This window comes from Embleya sp. NPDC127516 (genome assembly GCF_044765325.1).
Taxonomy (GTDB): Bacteria; Actinomycetota; Actinomycetes; order Streptomycetales; family Streptomycetaceae; genus Embleya.
Genome location: NZ_JBIWJT010000009.1, coordinates 106,642 through 122,759, shown reverse-complemented (window position 1 = coordinate 122,759; position 16,118 = coordinate 106,642). Strand labels below are relative to the sequence as shown.

The following is a 16,118-nucleotide window of genomic DNA, read 5'->3' as shown; positions in this document are numbered from 1 at the left end:
GCCGGGTGATGTCGATGACCAGCGCACCGGAGTCCCGTTGGCCCGGGCAACCGCGACCTCGCCGGATGACCTTGGCCGTCTACCGGGTCGACGAGACGACCGGCGACCGTATCCCGGTTGCCGCACCGCAGACCGTCGTCGTCTCCGAGCGGGTGTGCGCGCAGACGAGCGCGTACCCGGCCTGCCGCTGTCGGCGCTGCCGCCCGCCCGGTTCCTGACGACGGCTCGGCCCGGGACAAGCGGGCCGACGGCTACCGCGTGTTCAACGGTGTGTACCGGCGGCTCCGGCGCGAATCCGACGGACTCGACGCCCCGACGCACCGGAAGTGCACCGCTGCCCACCCCTGGCCGCCGAAGCGGCCGATGGGGGCATCCGGTGCTTCAAATGGTGCACGAGTGCCCTATGGATGGCCGAAATTGGTGCATCAGGGTCGTGGCTCCGCGCTCCGGTCGTCCTCTAGCGTGCTGATCTCCGCAGCCGGAACCGGGAAACCGGGTTCCGGATCACCGGTGCACCACCGGCTCCTTTCGTGCGGCGATTGGTTTGAAATTCGTGATCGATGACGTGCATATCTGGGTCGGCGCTTCGAGTGCGGGCCTCGCCGCCGGCCTGACGTGGCTCGGCCACCTGCCGGGGCGACGCAGAGCCGCGCAACACGTCCGACAGGTGCACGACCGGGCCCGGCAGGCCGCGGCCCGGTCGGAGCAGACGGCCGGGCAGGCCGCTCACGAGGCCCGTTCCGCGGTGCTCCGCGAGGTCGAGGAGGTCAGGGCGGAAGCCGCCGCGAACTGGTCGCAACTCCAGCTTGTGATGGCCGAGCTGGAACACCTGGTCGCAGTACGTCTGCCCGCGGTGGCGCAGCGCCTCCAAGGTGTGTCGATCGCCGCGCCCACGGGGCTGCGCCGTCCGGAGGTGTTCGACGGTTCCGAGGTGGCGGAGCGCATGGCGGAGATCGAGGAGGCGCTGCGCGAGGCGGCGGCCGCGGTCCGGCGCCGCGTCGAGGATTCGGCCCGCGCCGGAGTGCGGGTCGCGGCCGAGGAGATCCAGGCGGCCCTGACGCGTGCCCAGCGGGACATCGACAACGCGCTCGACGACCAGGACGACCCGGAATTGTCGGCACGTCCGGACGGGGCGTACACACGCACGCTCGCCCGGGTGGACCACAGCGTCACACTGGCGGGGCACACCGTGCAGCGCCTGCGGATCCTGACCGAGTCGTGGCCGGGCGTGCAACGGGCGAACTGCACCGTCGCGGAGATCGTGGAGAGCGCGCGCGGACGCGTCCGGCAGAGCGAGGCGGTCGACTACACCTACCGGGCGCAGACCGGCGAGACGGTGGTGGAAGGTCTCGTGGTGGAGCCGGTCATCGTGGTCCTCACGGAGTTGCTGGACAACGCCACCTCCTACTCGGGGGCCCCGGCCGCCACACACGTCGTCAGGGTGGCGGCCGGCATGCGCATCACGGTCGAGGACCAAGGGCTGGGCATGAGTCCGCTCCAACTCCGGGAGGCCGAGCGCGCACTCGCGTCCGGCGAGACCGACGTCACGGGCCTGGGCGATCCCGGGCGCCTCGGATTCCTGGTCATCGGGCGTCTGGTACACGCCTACGGGCTGCGGGTCGGCCTGTCCCCGTCGGCTTCCGGCGGCGTCCGGGCCGACCTGCTGATCCCCACCGGGCATCTGGTCGCGGACGGACCCGAGGAAACGCGGTATCCACCCATGGCAGTGGAACAGGAGCCGTCGTCCGCCGCCGCGCCGTACCCGGCCGAACTGCCCGCGGGTCGGACGTACGCCGCCGAACCGGCCGCGGCCCAGGGCGAGTTGCCCGAGGATCACCAGTACACGGCCGAGTTGCCCGCGGCTGAGCCGTACGTCTCCGAACTGCCCGCGGCGCGGCTGCCCACGGCCGGGACGGGTGGCGGGACCGACATCCCCACCGCGGTGTCCCCGGCGACCTCTCCGTCCACCACGGCGGGGGAAACGCCCGCCGCACCGGAGCTGACCGCGTACGGGCTGCCCAAGCGGCAGCCGCGGCGCCCGGCGCGCAGGGACCCGGCGCCGCGACAGGAGGAGGTGGCCGACGCCGAGGCGTTCACCGAGGGGTTCGCTCGGCTCAGGGGTGTCCTGGCGGCCGAGTACGACCGAAGCGACAGCGTCAACGAAGGTTGGAGCACGTGATGTCCGAGTACCCGCACGCCACGGCCGACACGGCCGACCTGCGCCCGCACCTCAACGCGCTCCTCGGGGAGGGCGTCGTCTCCGCCGTGCTGTTCTCGACCGACGGGCTGGCGCTGGCGGCCACCGACGGCCTGGGCCGTGACGAGGCCGAGCGGTCCTGCGCGGCGTTCGCCGGCGTGGCCTCCCTGCAGGACACGTTCGCCGACTGTTGCCGAACCACGCCCGACGACCTCTTGATGCGCTATCAGATCATGGACTTCACGCGGTACACGGTCCTCCTGCTCGCGGCAGGCCGCAACAGCGGCCTGGGCGTCGCCGTCGAAGGCGACTCGATCAGCCAGAACGTGCAGTTGGCACTGTCGAAATCGCTCAAACTCATCAAGGCCCTGGGACCGTTCCTTGCCGCCCGGGACCGCCAGGCACCCGCCCGGGCATGACCTCCGGCGCGGGTGGTAGCGGCCACACGCGCCGCGGCGTCGTCCGCTCGCACACGGTCATCCGCGCGGAAGCGGCGGCACCGCAGGGCGAACGCCCCCGCATCGACGTGGCGACGCTGCTGTCGGTCGACCCCACGGCCCCGGTGACCGGACTCGGCGTCCAAGCGCGTCGCGTGGTCGCGCTGTTGGTGCCGGGGGTGTTGTCGGTGGCGGACGTCTCCGCGCATCTGGAGCTTCCGGGGGCCGTGGCGCGTGCCGTCGTCGCGGACCTGGTCGTCAGCGGCCACGTACGTGCCGCGGACCCCTTCACGCCGCTCGCACAACCGCACGACCGGGACTTCCTCGAAAGGGTTCTGCATGGCCTCCAGCGTCTCTGACCGCGGATATCTGCCCGCCAGGGCACGATCGGTGAAGGTCGTGGTCCTGGGGGCGTTCGGTGTCGGCAAGACCACCTACGTGGCGACGCTCTCGGAGATGCGTCCGCTGCACACCGAGGAGCGACTGACGCGTGCCGGCGAACTGGTGGACGACGTGGCGGTGGACACGAAGTCGACGACGACGGTGGCCATGGACTTCGGGCGGCGCACGCTCGGCGACGGCGACATCGTGGTCTACCTGTTCGGCGCACCCGGGCAGCCGCGCTTCGCCGCGATGATCCGTTCGCTGCTGACCGGTGCCCTGGGCGGGCTGGTGCTCGTCGACACCCGGTACATCGACCGGTCCTACGAGTCGATCGACCTCCTCGAGGAGGCCGAACTGCCCTACGTCGTGGCCGTCAACACCTTCCCCGGAGCCCCCGAATACCCCGAGGACGCGCTGCGCGACGCACTGACCCTCCCCGGCGACCGCCCCCTCGTCTTCATCGACGCCCGCACCATGCACTCGGCGAAGCGCGCCCTGGTCGCGCTGGTCACCGACATCCTCCGACCCGCAGGGAGCCGCGCCCGATGACCGACCGGGACCAGCAATCCGCCGCCGTGCCACGGTTGTTCGGCACCGCGTTTCGCGAACACCCGGAAGCGGCCCACAGATCGCTGCGCGCCGCCGGACCGGTGGCCTGGGCCGAAGTCGCGGACGGCGTACGGGTCCTCGTGGTCACCGACCACGCCGCCGCCCGCGAACTCCTCGGCGACCCGGCGTACACCAGGGACCCGGGCACGTGGGAGGCCCTGGCGCGCGACAGCGTCCCGCCCGGACTCGCGCTCATGTACGCCGGCGGTCTCCAGCACACCGACGCCGAGGAGCACCAGCGGTTGCGGCGGGTCGTGGACGACTGCCTGGCCTGCGTCGATCTGCACTCCATCCGGCGCGGCGTCCAGCGCTACGCACGGGAACTCGTCAAGTCCTTCGCCCGCCGCGGACACGCGGACCTGATGGCCGAGTTCGCCGAACGCGTCGCCGTACACACCCTGGTCGAGCTGCTCGGCGGCACGGCGGACATCGCCGAACAAGTCCGTGCGTACGCCTGGCCCGTGGTCGACGCGCTGCCGGAGGCGGCCGAGGCGTCCGGGGAACTGAACCGTGCGCTGGGCGAAGTGGTCGCGGCCAAGCGAGCCAGGCCCGGTGCCGACGTGACGTCGTGGATGTTGGCGCACCCGGCGGCGCTCGGCGACCGGGAGGCCGAACTGCTGCTGCGCTCGATGGTGCTGCTCGGCGCCACGTCCACGGCCGCCTGGATCGGCACCACGCTGCACGCGCTGCTCACCGAACCGGCGTATGCCGGCGAACTCGTCGGCGGCGCGGTGACGATCCGCGACGCGATGGACGCCACCCTGGCGACCCGGTGTCCGGTGGTGAACGCGTCGGTGCACTACGCGCGGCGGCCCACGACCCTGCACGGTGTCGCGATACCCGCCGGGGTGCCGATCCTGATCGGCCACGCCGCCACCGGACCGGCCCCGGCCCGGCCCGGCATGCCGCGGTCCCGGGACCGCAGCCACCTGGCGTGGTCGGCCGGCCCCCACCGATGCCCCGCGCAGGCCGTGGCCTCCACCATCGCCGAAGCGGCGATCGAAACGGTCGTCGACGCCCTGTGGGACCTGTCCACACCCACTCCGGCGATCTCCGGCAGGCCCGGCCCGTTCCGGCGGTGCCCGGCGCACCTGGGCGTCCTGTTCGCGCCCGACGGCGGACGCGGCGCCGACGGGCCGCCCGCGCGAGGCGACGGCGAACCCGTCGTGGACACTGATTCCGGTTCCGGTCTGAAAGGGGTGACCGCAGGACATGTTGTCCCTGCGTGACTTGAGTGCGATTCCCGAGTTCGGGCTGAATCCGGTGGTCGGCGCGGATCGGGAGGTGCACCGCGCCCTCATCCTGTCCGGCCGCGAGTGGATCGGCGCGGACATCGCGAACGCCCTGATCGTCGCCAACGCCGCGAACCTCCAGGTGGTGGACCGGCTCCTGGCGACGCTCGCCGCGGGTGGGGCGGCCGGGCTCGCGGTCGCGGAAGCCCCCGACGAAGCCTCCATCGCCGCGCTCCGGCGAGCCGCGGAGCACCGCGGCTTCCCGCTGCTCACCTCCACGCGCCCGCTCTCCGCGTGGCGATCCGGCCTCGCGCAGAGCGTGCTGGACCTCGGCGCGGACCGGGCCCGGCGGCACGCCGCCAGATTGGCGGAACTGATCGGGCAGCTCAAGACCTCCCACGACGCCGTCGGGGCGATCAGCCGGCTCCTGGCCGACGAGTTGGACGCGGAAGTCGTCGTACGCGGCGCGGACGGCATCCTCGCCGCGGTGCCACCGGCCGCCCCGCTCACGCTGGCCTCCGTCATCCAACGGCCGGACCGCCCCTTGCAGACGACGCCGGCCGGCCTGTTCGCCGGCACCGTGCACCTGTCGGCCGACCAGGTCCTGATCGTCGCGACCAAGGAACCCGCCGGGCGGGCGGACCGGGAGATCGTCCATCACGCGGCCACGGCGCTGACGTTCGCCTTGGCGCCCCGGCCCCGGCAGACCGACACGGCCCTGACCACCGCCGTCCGCGGCATCCGGCTCTCCGCCTTCCAACTCCTGATGACCGGCAACACCACCCATGCCCGACGGGTCATGGCCGGCGTCACCCCCGGGCTCCTGGACAGCGAGTCCGCCCGGGTCTTCGTGGTGGACTGCGCACGCGCGGACCGCGACACCGTCATGGCGGAGGTGGAACGCAGCCTCCACGACCGGGCACTGGCCATCCGCTGCCCCGCCTACCACGAGCACGTCATCGTCGTCGTCCCGGAACACCCCGGAACCGACGCGGAACGTGAACTTCGAGCCCTGCGCCAGGCGTTCGGCAGCGCGGACGTCGCGGTCGGAGGCAGCCCGGTGCATCCGCTGGAAGGGGTCGGCGACGCCTACGGGGAAGCGGCCGACGCCCTGTCCCGTGCGGTACACCACCCGGAGCGCACGGTCATCACCTCGTCCCGCACCCCCGGCCTGGTGGACGTCCTGCCGGACGCCGCCCGCGGGTGGGCCGCCGGGTTCCTCGAGCCGATCCTGAGCCTGCCGCGAGCCGGGCAACAGATCCTGGAAGCCACCGCGATGGCACTGGAGTTCCGGACGTCGGCGGCAGCCCGGATCATCGGCGTGCACCGCAACACGATCGCCCGGCGGGTCAACCACGTGTGCGCCGAGATCGGGATCAACCCGGACCGCACGCTCGACCGCATCACGCTGTCCCTGGCAATCCAGATCGTCAGCACACTCCCCTCCACGCCCCCTGGGCAGGGCTCGGACGTGTCACTGCACGGCGTACTCTCCCATCCCCAGGTCCGCGGGTGGGCGGAGCGGACGCTGCGGCCGCTGGCGGACGATCGACGCGACCTCATCCGTACCCTGCGAACCTGGGTGCTCACCGAGTTCAACGCCGACGCGACGGCGGCACGCCTGGGGATCGCCACCAAGACCGTCCGCGCGCACATCCACGCCGCGGAACCCCTCCTCGCCAGGGACCTGATCACCGGCCTGCCGCAGGACGTGGCGGAGGAGGGGGAACAGCGCCTGAGCGGCCTCAGGACGCTGACCGTCGCGCTGTACGCGACCACGCCACCGGGAGGCGCGCACCCCGCGCTGCCCGGCGACCCGCCCCGGCCCGCCCAGGGCGCCGGCGGCTTCGCCGCAAGCCGCTGACGGCCGCCCTCGTCTCGCCCCGCCGCCGACCCGGCCGGCGCGAAGCGCACGGCAATGGCCGGCCGACCGAACGCGGGGGTTGGAACCGGCGATCGAGGGCAGCGTCAGGGAAGCTTGAACGTCGCCTGACCATCGGCGAGTTGCGTGCTCCGGCAGGGTCCGCATCGGCCGGGGCGCGGAGCGGCGTCGAGGTGGGAACACGGGACGCCGGATGGTCCGTTGTGGCGGAGTCCGCTGCTCGGGTCGGGGAAGAGGGAGGGGACTTGAGCACGATACGTCCCATGATCGAGGATTCGGTGGCCGAATCCGGCCCGGGACTGCTCGGGCGCGGCACCGGTCGGGAGGCGCGAATCGGTGGATTCGTGCGATACGACCGCGTGTTCTGGTGGCTCGCGCCCACCGTGTGTGTCGTCGCGGCGTATTGCGGTGCGCGACAGGAGTGGGACCTGTTGGCGGCGATCGTGGTCGTCGCCGTGACGGCGATCGGCGTGTTGTACGCGTGTGGTCGGCTCCGACCGGCGGTTCGCTCCGAACGGCGGCGATGGGCGCCGCGTACGCGGGCGATCGCGCGAGGGCGGGCGGTGTCCTTTGCCGCCGTGGACGCCATGACCGGAGCCGGATTCGAGGAACACGTCGCGGAGTTGTGTCGTCGTGACGGGTGCCGCGACGTGGTGGTCAGCGGTGGAGCGGGCGACCTGGGGGCGGATGTCGTCGCCCGGCTCCCGGACGGGCGCAGCCTCGTCATCCAATGCAAGCGGCTCGGCAGGACACGGGCGGTGGGCAGTCCGGACATGCAACGCTTCGTGGGAACCGCGCGTCCGGTACACCATGCCGACGTCGCGGTGCTCGTCACGAACTCCAGGTTCACGGCTCCCGCCCGTCGGCTCGCCCGGGCCCAGGACATCGTGACCCTGGACCGGCGGGCCCTGGGTCGGTGGATGGCGGGCAGCGAACTCTCGACGGTCCTGCTCGGCGGAACGGGAGCCCCGACAGAGGCGATCATCGACTTCGACGCACCGCGCCTCGGATAACATTCGGTGTATTTGCCGATGGGCCGCGGTGACGCGGATCCGAGGCGAACTGTACGCGGATGTCCGGTGTGGGGCCGGGTCACCGGGGACCGAGACGAGGTTGCGATTTCATGACCGATACTGCGGACACCGGTGCGGTTCCCGCCCCGCGTGCGCGGGCGCGGCGCAAGACGGACGTGGTCGGCAACGCGGAACTGCGGCAACTTCTGGCCGGGTTGACCGCTGTCCGCGACGGCGACTTCGGCACCCGGTTGCCCGACGACGGCGATGGTCTCCTCGGCGAGATCGCCGGGGTGTTCAACGGCATGGTCGACCAGTTGGCGTTGTTCACCTCGGAAGTCACCCGGGTGGCCCGGGAGGTGGGGTCGGAGGGCACACTGGGCGGGCAGGCCGGCGTGCCCGGGGTGTCCGGGACATGGGCGGATCTGACCGATTCCGTCAACGCGATGGCGGGCAACCTGACCACGCAGGTCCGCGACATCGCCCAGGTCGCCACCGCCGTGGCGCGCGGGGACCTGTCGCAGAAGATCGATGTGGACGCGCGCGGCGAGATCCTGGAGTTGAAGAACACCGTCAACACGATGGTCGATCAGCTCTCGGCGTTCGCGGACGAGGTCACCCGGGTGGCCCGCGAGGTGGGCAGCGAAGGTCGGCTGGGCGGGCAGGCGCAGGTCCCCGGTGTCGGCGGGGTCTGGCGCGACCTGACGGACTCGGTGAACTTCATGGCCGGGAACCTCACGGACCAGGTGCGCAACGTCGCGCAGGTGACGACCGCGGTCGCGTTGGGCGACCTGTCACAGAAGATCACCGTCGACGCGCGCGGCGAGATCCTGGAGTTGAAGAACACCATCAACACGATGGTCGATCAGCTCTCGGCGTTCGCGGACGAGGTGACCCGAGTGGCCCGCGAGGTGGGTACCGACGGGCGGCTGGGCGGGCAGGCCGACGTCAAGGGCGTCTCCGGCACCTGGCGCGACCTGACGGACTCGGTGAACTTCATGGCCGGGAACCTCACCTCCCAGGTGCGTTCCATCGCCCAGGTCGCCACCGCGGTGGCGCAGGGCGACCTGTCGCAGAAGGTCCGGGTGGACGCGCGCGGGGAGATCCTGGAGTTGAAGAACACCATCAACACGATGGTCGATCAGCTCTCGGCGTTCGCCGACGAGGTGACCCGGGTGGCCCGCGAGGTGGGTACCGACGGGCGGCTGGGCGGGCAGGCCGACGTCAAGGGCGTCTCCGGAACGTGGAAGGACCTGACCGAATCCGTCAACGTCATGGCGGACAACCTCACCGCGCAGGTGCGTTCCATCGCCCAGGTGACCACCGCCGTCGCACAGGGCGACCTGTCGCAGAAGATCCGGGTGGACGCGCGCGGCGAGATCCTGGAGCTGAAGGAGACCATCAACACGATGGTCGACCAGCTCTCGGCGTTCGCCGACGAGGTCACCCGGGTGGCCCGCGAGGTCGGTACCGAGGGCAACCTCGGGGGACAGGCCACGGTCCGGGGCGCCTCCGGAACCTGGAAGGACCTCACCGACAACGTCAACGTCATGGCGTCCAACCTGACCGGACAGGTGCGTTCCATCGCCCAGGTCGCCACCGCCGTCGCGCGCGGCGACCTCTCCCGCAAGATCACGGTCGAGGCCAAGGGCGAGGTAGCCGCCCTCGCCGAGGTCATCAACACCATGGTCGACACGCTCTCCGCGTTCGCCGACGAGGTCACCCGGGTGGCCCGCGAGGTCGGTACCGAGGGCATCCTGGGAGGCCAGGCCCGGGTGCCGAACGTGGCCGGCACCTGGAAGGACCTCACCGACAACGTCAACTCGATGGCGAACAACCTCACCGGGCAGGTCCGCAACATCGCGCTGGTCACCACCGCGGTCGCCAACGGCGACCTGTCGAAGAAGATCGACGTCGACGCGCGCGGGGAGATCCTGGAACTGAAGACGACCATCAACACCATGGTCGACCAACTCTCGTCCTTCGCCGCCGAGGTCACCCGGGTGGCCCGCGAGGTCGGCAGCGAGGGCCGCCTCGGCGGACAGGCCGAGGTCGAGGGCGTCTCCGGAACCTGGAAGCGGCTCACCGAGAACGTCAACGAACTCGCCGGCAACCTCACCCGGCAGGTACGCGCCATCGCCGAGGTGGCCAGCGCCGTCGCCGAGGGAGACCTGACCCGTTCGATCACCGTCGACGCCTCCGGCGAGGTCGCCGAACTCAAGGACAACATCAACGCGATGGTGGGTTCGCTGCGCGAGACCACGCTCGCCAACGAGGAACAGGACTGGCTCAAGACGAACCTGGCGCGGGTGTCCGCGCTCATGCAGGGCCATCGCGACCTGGCGGTCGTCGCCGAACTGGTGATGGACGAGCTCACCCCGCTGGTCTCCGCGCAGTACGGCGCCTTCTACCTCGCGGAGGAGACCGGATCGGGAACGGTGCTGCGCCTGATCGGTTCGTACGGCATCGGTCTGGACGACGCCCACGCGTCGGGCATCCCGCTGGGCCGGACCCTGGTGGGTCAGGCCGCCCGCAGCCGGCACACCATCGCCGTGGACGACATCCCGGCCGACTACGTGGTGTCCTCCGGACTGGGTCGCACCGCGCCCACGGCGCTGATCGTGTTGCCCATCGTGGTGGAGGAGCAGGTGCTCGGGGTCATCGAACTCGCCTCGATCACCGCGTTCACACCGGTCCACCGGGGCTTCCTCGACCAGCTCATGGAGAACGTCGGCGTCAACGTGAACACCATCGTCGCGAACGCGCGCACCGACGAACTCCTCGCCGAGTCCCAGCGCCTGGCCGGCGAACTGCGGGCAAGGTCCGAGGAATTGCAACACCAACAGGAGGAACTCCAGCACTCCAACGAGGAACTCGAGGACAAGGCCGCGCTGCTCGCGTCGCAAAACCGCGACATCGAGGCCAAGAACCTGCAGATCGAACAGGCTCGGCAGGAACTCGAGGACCGGGCTCGCCAGTTGACGCTCGCGTCGAAGTACAAGTCGGAGTTCCTGGCGAACATGAGCCACGAACTGCGCACGCCGTTGAACAGTCTGCTCATCCTCGCGCAACTCCTGGCGCAGAACCCCACCCGCAACCTCAGCCCCAAGCAGGTGGAGTACGCGGGCATCATCCACTCCGCGGGCTCCGACCTGCTGCAATTGATCAACGACATCCTGGACCTGTCCAAGGTCGAAGCCGGCAAGATGGACGTGCACACCGAACGCGTGTCCGTGCGGCGACTCCTCGACTACGTCGAGGCGACATTCCGGCCGATGACCACGCAGAAGAGTCTGTCCTTCGACATCACCACCGGCCCCGGCGTGCCGACCGACCTGCTCACCGACGACTCGCGACTGCGGCAGATCCTGCGCAACCTGCTGTCCAACGCGGTCAAGTTCACCGATCGCGGTCGGATCGCCCTGCACATCGAAACGGCCGGCAACCACGAGATCCCGCAGGGCGTACACCCCGGCGGCGCGGTCGTGGCCTTCCACGTGCGCGACACCGGCGTGGGCATCGCCGAACACCAACTCGAGACGATCTTCGGCGCGTTCCAACAGGCCGACGGCACCACGAGCCGCAAATACGGCGGGACCGGTCTGGGCCTGTCCATCAGCCGCGAGATCGCCCACCTCCTCGGCGGCGCCATCATCGCCGACAGCACGCCCGGACAGGGCAGCACGTTCACCCTGTACCTCCCCGTCGTCCACACGGTCTCCACCACCACGTCGGCGACCGACGAGCAGCCCCTCACCCCCCTCGCCCGCGACGCCGACCCCCTGGAACGACGGGCGGTCGAGCACGCCGCGCCGCCGGCGAAGCGCCGCGTACTCGTGGTCGAGGAGCGACCGCACGGCCTGTTGAGCCTGGTCGCGCAAAGCGCCGTGGCCGACATCGCCGCGGGAGGCCACGACGGCGCCGCCGGCCCGGGCGTGGACGTGCTGACCGTCGTGGACGCCCAGGAGGCCGCCGGTACGCTCGCCACGGCACCCTGCCACTGCGTGGTGCTGGACCTGGACATGCCCGACGGCCAGGCACTGACCCTGCTCGATGCCCTCGACGCGGACTCCGCCTCGGCGAACGTGCCCGTGCTGGCCCACAACAGCCGTCGACTGCCCCAGGAACAGGCCCGCGCACTCCAGGCCCGCGCGGACAGCAAACCCCTGGAACTGCTGTCCGGACTGGACGAACTCCGCGAACGCATCGCGCTGCACCTGTCCGCGGAACAACCCGGCGACGTATTGCCCCTGGTCCACGCCACCGGACGCACCCATCACACGGCACCGGCCGTCGACGGCTCGTTCACCGGCCGCACCGTCCTGGTCGTCGACGACGACGCCCGCAATCTCTACGCGCTCAGCGGCATCCTCGAACTGCACGCCGTCAACGTCCTGCACGCCGAGAACGGTCGCGAGGGCATCGCCACCCTCGTCGCCCACCCCGAGGTGGATCTCGTCCTGATGGACGTCATGATGCCCGAAATGGACGGCTACACGGCCACCACCGAGATCCGACGCATGCCTCGCTACGCGGACCTGCCCATCATCGTCGTCACCGCCAAGGCCATGCCCGGCGACCGCGACAAGAGCCTGGCCGCGGGAGCCAGCGACTACGTCACCAAGCCCGTCGACACCGACGACCTGCTCGCCGTCCTGCGACGCTACCTCGTCCACTCCTGAGACAACCGTCCCACCGGCGACTCCTGCCGCCACCACCTCGGGAGCGAACACCTCGATGAGCAACATCCCGCCCCCTCGCGAGCCGGCGGCGCACGACGCGGAGGCCCCCGGGACGGCCGCGGACGCCCGTGCGGACGTCGGCGAACCCGCCGCGGCCCCGTTCCGGGAAGGGGGTCGCGCCCGCGCCCCCGGCAGCGCACCGTCCGACCTCGCCCCCCGCGCGAACGGCGCCGACCACGAGGCCGCGGCCCGGGCGCCGGAGTCGACCCCGCGGACCCCACTCGACACCGCGTCCGCGGTGGGCCGACTCGCGGCGACCGTGGAACGCCTGAGGCGCGAAATCCAGGCCGCGCACGCCGCAGCCGACGGCCGCGCCCTGATCGAGATGGCCAAAGGCATCCTGATCGAACGCCTGCGCTGCGGCCCCACCGAAGCGGCCCGGCAACTCGCCACCCTGGCCGAGCAGTCCGGCGTGACCCGGTTGGAACTCGCCGCCGACATCGTCGACCGCACCGCGGCCGACCGCCTCACCGAAGCCGCCTGCGACTTCGTCACCGAGACCGCCACTCCGCCACCGGGGGCGCCCCGCGACGCCGGACCCGTGAGCGTGCGGCTGCGTACCGCGGAAAGCGGCGCGTGTGCCGCCGGCGACACACAGGCCGTCGCCCAGTCCCTCCTCGAACACGCCCTCGCGCCGCTGGGGGCGACCGCCGTCGCGGTCTGGGCCGTCGCGCCCGACTCCTCCCTCACCCTCGCCGGCAGCGCCGGCTTCACCGACCACGAGGCGGCCCGCTGGAGGCACGTTCCGCCCGGAGTGGTGACCATCGCCCGCCAAGCCCTGGCCGATCTCGCCTGGACGTGGACCCCCGCGCTGTCCCAGGCGCAGATCCCCTCCATCGGCCAACACCACCTCACCGGCGCCCGCTCGGCCGCGCCGGCCGGCACCGGCGGCCGGGTCCACGGCATCCTGGAGATCTGCTGGCCGCACCCCCTGCCCGAGCAACCCGCGCGCGTGCGACGCCAGATCGAGGCCCTGGCCGAACTGTGCGCGCACACCCTCGAGGCACACCTCGCCCCCGGGGACACCGATACGGCGCACGCCGCCACCGTCGATCTCGTCGAGATCGCGAACTGCCTCCACGACCCCGCACTGGTCCTCGTGCCCTGGCTCGACCAGGACGGACAACTGGTCGACTTCCGCGTCCGGCACCTCAACGGCCGCTTCCTCGACCCCGCGGGACGCCCCGCCAACCTGATCGACGGCGCACTCCTCCTCGAGGCATACCCCCTCGCCGCCACCGCCGGAGGCCTGTACGACATCGTCGAACGCGTCTACGCCACAGGCGAGTCCTACCGGGCCGAAAGCCTCACCCTCACCGCCCTCGTGGACCAGGTCCGCCTCGACGCGATCGCCGACGTCGCCGTCAGCCGCCACGCGAACGCCATCCTGCTCGTCTGGCGCATCGAACGCGAGTCCGCCCGACTCGCGCGCCTGCTCCAACACGCCCAGCGCCTGGGCCGCATCGGCGGCTTCGAGGAGGATCTCACCACCGGCGTGATCACCTGGAACGAGTCGCTGTTCGCCCTCCACGGTCTCCCTCCCACGGCACCACCGGTCGCCCTGACGGACCTGTCCGAGCACGCGCACCCCGACGACGCCGCCGCGCTCACCCGCTTCCTGCGCACCCTGGTGGACCGCCGCCGGCACGCCACGGTCTCCTTCCGCATGGAACGCTCCGACGGGGTCACCCGACGCATTCGCATCGTCGCCGAGCCCGTCCTGGGCACGGACGGGCGGCTGTTGGCGATCCGCGGCGCCTATCAGGACGTCTCCGCCCAGCACTGGACCGAGGTGGCCCTCGCGGCGACCCGCGACCGCCTCGCGCACAGCGAGCAGGAATCCGGCGAACGCAACCGCCTCGCCCGCCAGTTGCAACACGCCATCATGCCGCCCACGCACGCCCCGCCGAACGTCGACGGCCTGCGCGTCGCCGTCCGCTACCGGCCGGCCGAATCCGACACCGCCGTCGGCGGGGACTGGTACGACACGCTGGTCCTGCCGTCCGATCGGATCCTGCTGTGCGTCGGTGACGTGGCCGGCCACGGTATCGACGCCGCCACCAGCATGATCGTGCTACGCAACGCACTGCGGGGCCTGGCGATCACCGGTGCCGGCCCCGCCCAACTCCTCACCTGGCTCAACACCGTCACCCACCACCTCACCAACGACGTCACCGCGACCGCGATCTGCGCGCTGTACGACCCGAGCACCCGCATCATGCGCTGGGCCCGCGCCGGTCACCTGCCTCCCGTGTGCATTCGCGACGACACCGCGCACTACCTGCCCCTGCTCACCGGGCCCCTCCTGGGCGCCTTCGCCGAGGCCACGTACGTCGAGGGGGAGATCCGCTTCGAACTCGACGACGCGTTGTTGCTCTTCACGGACGGCCTGATCGAACGCCGTGACCACTCCCTCGAAACGTCCCTGGATCAGCTCCTGATCACCGCCTGCGCACCCGCGCCGACCCTGGACGACCGGCTCGACCGGCTCCTCACGCACAGCCGAGCCGACACCGACGACGACACCTGCGTGGTGGGAATCCAGATCACCTGACGGGAGGGAATCGGCTCCACGGCGCGGTGGTGTTCTCACCCGGAGGGGTCATGGCGGCACGGCAGGCGTGGGTCGGACCGTCCGGGGCAGACGCCCTCCGGCGGCCGTCGGCCGTGACCGTCGGCCGTGAAGAGGAGGGAACGACATGGCGGGCATGCGTGCCGTGGGGTGGGCGCGATCCTTCCCCGTCTCCGGGGGCATCGAGGCGGGACGACGCTGGACCCGGGACCACCTCGAGTCCCTGGCCTGGACGAAAGACGCACCCGAGACGGTGGACGACGTCCTGCTCACCGTCTCGGAACTGATCACCAATGCCCACGTTCACGCGCACAGCACCGCCCATCTGGTCCTGGCCTGGGACAACCGATGCCTGAACGTCTACGTCAGTGACACGGGCCCGGGCCTGCCCGTCGTACGCGGGGAGGGCGACACGCCGGCGACGTCGGGGCGCGGTCTGGCCATCGTCGACGCGGTCGCCGACGAGTGGGAGACCCACCCCGTCCCGCACGGCAAGGCGGTGATCGCCTGCTTTTATCCGCCGGGGCACGACCCTCACGCGGCAGGCTGACACTCGCGCCGCCGGATTGGGGCCCGATCGCAACGATGCCGAAGTCTTCGTCGCCGGTGCCGGGTTCCCGGGCCGGGACGCGTGGGCAGCGTCCCGGCCACGGGCCATCGTCGGTAGCGCGGGTCCTACGCCGGCTTCGTGCGGACGAACGAGTCGCTCTCGCCTTCCGTACACGACGGTGTGCTTCGACGACCCCCACCACCGTCGTCACTCGAACAACCGATCACAACAAACGACCCCGCGAGAGCGACGGTCGCAGCGATGACTGCGCGCAAAACTCTTCCCCCGTCTTCGTGACCTCTTCGGCGGACTCGCGTGTGGCCCACACTCGGAGGGCACGCTGTCCACGGCCGGGACCAGCCGTAATCGGCGATCCCGCAAAGGCCGTTCGAACCTGACGGCCGAGCACGGCGGCGACGATACACGCAACCTCCGGCGATCCCGCAGCCGTCATCCGTTGCCCGCGCACACACTTCGCGAGGCAACGAGGTCGCGACGAA

General features: G+C 71.4%; 11 protein-coding genes. All 11 read left to right on the top strand.

Annotated features, from left to right (window positions below):
• Nucleotides 1-65: 65 nt before the first annotated feature.
• The 11 genes from ACIRL2_RS19070 (at nt 66) to ACIRL2_RS19020 (ending at nt 15,618) form a co-directional block, all read left to right on the top strand.
• Nucleotides 66-218, top strand: coding sequence for a hypothetical protein (locus tag ACIRL2_RS19070; protein ID WP_395860308.1), 153 nt, complete (start codon nt 66-68; stop codon nt 216-218).
• 335 nt (nt 219-553) lie between these two features.
• Nucleotides 554-2,179, top strand: a complete 1,626-nt coding sequence (locus tag ACIRL2_RS19065) for an ATP-binding protein (protein ID WP_402233488.1) — start codon at nt 554-556, stop codon at nt 2,177-2,179.
• Nucleotides 2,179-2,616, top strand: coding sequence for a roadblock/LC7 domain-containing protein (locus tag ACIRL2_RS19060; protein WP_402233485.1), 438 nt, complete (start codon nt 2,179-2,181; stop codon nt 2,614-2,616). The genes ACIRL2_RS19065 and ACIRL2_RS19060 overlap by 1 nt, the downstream gene beginning before the upstream one ends.
• Nucleotides 2,613-2,993, top strand: a complete 381-nt coding sequence (locus tag ACIRL2_RS19055) for a DUF742 domain-containing protein (protein WP_395860302.1) — start codon at nt 2,613-2,615, stop codon at nt 2,991-2,993. The genes ACIRL2_RS19060 and ACIRL2_RS19055 overlap by 4 nt, the downstream gene beginning before the upstream one ends.
• Nucleotides 2,974-3,567, top strand: a complete 594-nt coding sequence (locus ACIRL2_RS19050; RefSeq protein ID WP_402233482.1) for a GTP-binding protein — start codon at nt 2,974-2,976, stop codon at nt 3,565-3,567. Before ACIRL2_RS19055 ends, ACIRL2_RS19050 begins: the two co-directional genes overlap by 20 nt.
• Nucleotides 3,564-4,856, top strand: coding sequence for a cytochrome P450 (locus tag ACIRL2_RS19045; RefSeq protein WP_402233479.1), 1,293 nt, complete (start codon nt 3,564-3,566; stop codon nt 4,854-4,856). The genes ACIRL2_RS19050 and ACIRL2_RS19045 overlap by 4 nt, the downstream gene beginning before the upstream one ends.
• A 1-nt stretch (nt 4,857) precedes the next feature.
• Nucleotides 4,858-6,723 (top strand): helix-turn-helix domain-containing protein, encoded by a 1,866-nt coding sequence (locus tag ACIRL2_RS19040; protein WP_395860296.1) that lies wholly within the window; start codon nt 4,858-4,860, stop codon nt 6,721-6,723.
• A 281-nt stretch (nt 6,724-7,004) separates the two neighbouring features.
• Entirely contained in the window at nt 7,005-7,754 is a 750-nt protein-coding gene (locus ACIRL2_RS19035) for a restriction endonuclease (protein WP_402233476.1), read from the top strand.
• A gap of 110 nt (nt 7,755-7,864) precedes the next feature.
• Complete coding sequence (locus tag ACIRL2_RS19030; protein ID WP_402233473.1) at nt 7,865-12,436, top strand: HAMP domain-containing protein; 4,572 nt, start codon at nt 7,865-7,867, stop codon at nt 12,434-12,436.
• A 55-nt stretch (nt 12,437-12,491) separates the two neighbouring features.
• Complete coding sequence (locus tag ACIRL2_RS19025) at nt 12,492-15,050, top strand: SpoIIE family protein phosphatase (RefSeq protein WP_402233471.1); 2,559 nt, start codon at nt 12,492-12,494, stop codon at nt 15,048-15,050.
• A gap of 154 nt (nt 15,051-15,204) precedes the next feature.
• The gene (locus ACIRL2_RS19020; RefSeq protein WP_402233783.1) at nt 15,205-15,618 is read left to right on the top strand and encodes an ATP-binding protein; all 414 of its coding nucleotides are present in this window, start codon (nt 15,205-15,207) and stop codon (nt 15,616-15,618) included.
• Nucleotides 15,619-16,118: the final 500 nt, after the last annotated feature.